General features: G+C 28.2%; 5 protein-coding genes. 3 read left to right on the plus strand and 2 right to left on the minus strand.

The features are described 5' to 3' along the window. Positions 1 to 757: 757 nt before the first annotated feature. Positions 758 to 1,354, minus strand: a complete 597-nt coding sequence (locus VK998_RS09385) for a hypothetical protein (protein ID WP_325227872.1) — start codon at positions 1,352 to 1,354, stop codon at positions 758 to 760. A gap of 37 nt (positions 1,355 to 1,391) precedes the next feature. After that, entirely contained in the window at positions 1,392 to 1,568 is a 177-nt protein-coding gene (locus tag VK998_RS09390; RefSeq protein WP_325227873.1) for a hypothetical protein, read from the minus strand. 385 nt (positions 1,569 to 1,953) lie between these two features. Between VK998_RS09390 and VK998_RS09395 the strand changes: the two genes are divergently transcribed. From VK998_RS09395 to VK998_RS09405, 3 genes are all read left to right on the plus strand, one after another. Next, on the plus strand, positions 1,954 to 2,262 hold the full coding sequence (locus tag VK998_RS09395; RefSeq protein ID WP_325227874.1) for a hypothetical protein: 309 nt from the start codon (positions 1,954 to 1,956) through the stop codon (positions 2,260 to 2,262). 29 nt (positions 2,263 to 2,291) lie between these two features. Next, complete coding sequence (locus VK998_RS09400) at positions 2,292 to 2,651, plus strand: hypothetical protein (protein WP_325227875.1); 360 nt, start codon at positions 2,292 to 2,294, stop codon at positions 2,649 to 2,651. After that, the coding region (locus VK998_RS09405) for a hypothetical protein (protein WP_325227876.1) at positions 2,638 to 2,984 on the plus strand (347 nt) is incomplete at its 3' end. The genes VK998_RS09400 and VK998_RS09405, both read left to right, overlap by 14 nt.

The raw sequence follows: 2,984 nt of genomic DNA on the forward strand, positions 1-2,984 counted from the left end.
ACACATTTTATACTCTCTATCGTCATTTTTGCCATATTTCATACATTTTACAAAAACCTATTCAACACTAGTAATATCAATGCTTATAAACACATTACAGTACCAACCAGCGATAACACCTATTTTTATAACCAAAAACACACCTAAAATTTTAACAATCGTTGAAATATTAACATTTCTATCGTAAAATATTAAAATTACACAAAATACAAATTTACTTTATCATGTTAAAGTTATTCTTGTAAAAGTATAAAATTAAGCATAAAAAAAGATAGTAGATAAAATTCTACCATCCTAAATAAAAATATTATATTTGCCGTTAGGCAAAAGACAAATTAATCTCCACCAATTAAAATAACCACATAATATTTACACTGCAAATATTTATAAAAATCAATAAGTTTATATTAATTTGTCTTACCTATTTTATACTATTTGCATCTGCAACTTGTATTAAATTGCTTTTTTAAAATTTGCAATTCCTCTATTAATTTTGCTTATAAAATAATTTAAACAGTTAGTTAATAGTGTCATAGTTCTCTTGTTTAATATGTATATTTACAAAATTACTTTCATTTAATAGCACAAACAAACTTTCACTATAATGTGTATAAGAACAAAGAAGACGAGTTCGCCAAAAATTGGAGTTTAACCGTTGAAATCAATGGTTCTATGGATTTTATACTAGCCTGGACGTATAGGCTAGTTAAAGCCTTAACTAGACTGGACGTATAGGCTAGTATGTCTTTAATATGGTTTAATATGGTGTGAGGGGTTTATAGCCAGCCTTATCAAATAAGTCAATCACGTCCTTTAATACTTCGTTACCTGAACACATTAAATAAGGATTAAAAAATATCTCTCTCGCACTACCATTGCCTTTTCTTATTATAAATAGCTTCTCTTCTAATTCATTTAGGCTAGCTCTTAACTTATCTCTGCCCATCCCAGTCATCTCTTGTAGTTCTTTATTTGTAAAGCTGGTGTTGTTTGGGGTTACAACTTTATTCGTTCTATGCTCTATATAATGTTGAATATGTACCAATAGTAACCCTGCATGTGGTGATAAATTTACTGTTTTTAAATATTTTCTCATTTCTGTTCTATATATCTTTACAAACCAACTATTCTTTTTCCAACTTAAAAAATACTCATCAGTCTTTGTTTTTATTCCCCATACATGCCTGATAGTTTTCTCTATATTTCTATTAATCTCTTTATCTTTTTTTAACACGTTCAGCAACTCTTCTATCTCATCTTTGTCTGTAAAAATTTCACCAGTTTCTAAGTCTATTATTTTTTTATTTTTTTCATCTAATATAAATCTTTTGCATAAGTTTATGTATGAATTCATAAGACTACCCCCTATGTTTGTTTATATTATTTGCATATTACCCCTTTATTCCCCATTCTCCCTTCAAGTAATTGCTTATTGCCTTGCTTTTTTCAAACACAATAACAGTGGCGCCTTGCACTTTATGATTTGGCCTAATGTCTTTTACAACAAACCCATTCTGTATTAAATCCCTAGCAATTTTATAACTAAATATCAATATTTCATTTCCCATACAATCGCCTCCTCAATTTTAAAAATAAATCTATCTTTTCTATTTTAATCATATCAAAGAACCTAAGCTATGTCAAATACTTTTATATTATATGTACTTAGCTTTACCTTATCATATATTTATACGAATAATATTTGTTTATTATAATTCTTTCTTTTTTTGTATTAATTTTATTAATTTTAATACGCTATATAAATTTATGTTAAAATAATGCTAGTACACATAAAAATATTTTTATTAATTCTTATAAGAATATGTTTATATTTATTGCTTTTGGGTATATATTATACATAAGGTATAAATAATATAAAATTTCTTGACATGTATCAGGAAATGTGATACACTTATAGTAAGAGGTGGAGATTAAGTAATAGGGGGTGAACTTGTGATCATTAAGGGACGATTGAGCTTGAGTCATAACAAATGTGAGTATACCATATTTTATAATGGTAGAAATATCAATATTAGTGATATTATATACAGTATGTATATAGACAAGAGTAAAGTTGCAGTTGAAATTGCTGATATGTATAGTAGCAAAACATTATTTAGCTCTGAAGGTGAGTTATATAAAGAGAGAATTCAACCTTGTTTTTACTCTTATTTTGTAGGTGAGGTTGATTTAGAACAAGTACTGTGGGATAACGTAGGAAAAAAGCTTAGTATTGAAATAAAAAATATAACTAGGAGTTAGAAATAATATAAAATAGTAAGGAGGGTATTATGGGTAATAAGTATAATTGCCATACATGTTTATATAAAGACAAGGTGTATAATGACGGTAGTATAGATTGTGACAAAAAGGCACTTTTAACAGGTGAAATAGCACATATAACGGCAGATAAGGTGCATCTGACATGTCCCTGCCACAGTGGTAGGTTTATTGAAGAGACTAGATATTATCTTAATAACAGAGATATGCGAAATTCACATAATAGCTGTAGTGTTTGTGGACGTCTATACGACGACACAGATGAAAATAACTATGTGAATGAAACTTGGGAGATTGATGGAAAGGTAAAATACATACAACGATGTAGAATTTGTATAGAAAAGGGGCGGAATTTATTTGAAGAGAAATAAGAGTATGTATAAGTTATATGATGAGTATAAAAAAGCCATGAAAATAAGTAAAAAAGCAAGGAATAAAAGACAAAGGATGAATAGAGAAATCAGAGAAAAATATGAAGAACCTTATAAACGCCGAGACCATGTTGATAATGTAAATGATATTACTCACTGGAATAGCATGATAAGAGATTTGGAAGAAGATATGAAAATGATAGAGATGTATTTGGAATTTAAGGACAGGCATTATTTACATAAAGAATATAATGATACAAAAAGCATGATATATAATCAAAACTCATATGAAGGAATCGTCCCGTTAGAGGAAATATTTGGTGAATCTGTCCC

The organism is Schnuerera sp. (assembly GCF_035459645.1).
Lineage (GTDB): Bacteria > Bacillota > Clostridia > Tissierellales > Tepidimicrobiaceae > Schnuerera.